General features: G+C 50.8%; 1 protein-coding gene. It reads right to left on the bottom strand.

Annotated elements, in window-relative coordinates:
- Positions 1-180: 180 nt before the first annotated feature.
- Complete coding sequence (locus IE090_RS17750) at positions 181-663, bottom strand: hypothetical protein (RefSeq protein WP_189390452.1); 483 nt, start codon at positions 661-663, stop codon at positions 181-183.
- Between the last annotated feature and the right edge of the window lie 163 nt (positions 664-826).

Genomic DNA, 826 nt, shown 5'->3' with positions numbered 1-826 from the left:
ATAAGTGGATGATACGCTCATCTACCCAAAAGTTACATTATTTTCCGCATGGACCACTAGGGCGGTAAAGAGGCCAGTGGCAAAGTTTGTATTCGACATTTTCCAAGGTGTCGGCAAGTCTAAGCCTGCAGCCACCAGGCCACTCGCTGCACTACTTTTTTGCATCGCCGTTTCCAGCTCTTACTGGCTGGGCAAACGCTGCTCAATCAGCAAAAACGGGCGAATAATATGCTGCTCAGCAAGGCTGAAGGCATCCAAGCCGGCCTCGTAGGTGGGCGCTTCGCCCGGCTGCAACGGCGTCGTCAGCTCACTGAGCGGCTCCCTGTATACCCAATCAGTATGGTTTTTATAATTCAACTGAAAATCTAACAGCGCCTGCAACGAATGCTCGCTTTGTGCCTGGTCATACCAACAAGGTAAATCTTTCAGCGCTGAAAAAGGGCCTTCCATCGTTGCATATAAGCTCAAGGCAAATGCGGCATCGCTTTGGCTATCGCTGGCGACATCTAAGCCCGCCAATTGCAAGCCCTTGGCCAAACTGTCTGCCTGCGTACTGGTGTCTAGCTGTTGCTGACTTGGCAATTTTCCATTCTGCATTAAAAAGGCGCGAATAACGTGCTGTTCATCGGCGGTAAATGCCTGCATGCCAGTGGCGTCTGCCAATACTGCGTTACTTGCTCATCTGGCAATGGCAAGCCCAGTTGTTGATAGGTTTGCAGCACAGAGCCCCATTCAGTCATACCCAAAGCCTGCAACCCAGCAACTAGGGCACCTCTGATTTTCACCTGAACTCGCCGAACCTAACCAGGAAATCAGAAAAAGTTGG

The organism is Bacterioplanes sanyensis (genome assembly GCF_014652515.1).
In the GTDB taxonomy this organism is placed as follows: Bacteria; Pseudomonadota; Gammaproteobacteria; order Pseudomonadales; family Oceanobacteraceae; genus Bacterioplanes; species Bacterioplanes sanyensis.
Note: the sequence above shows the minus strand (reverse complement) of the source record. Positions and strands in the feature narration are given on the sequence as shown.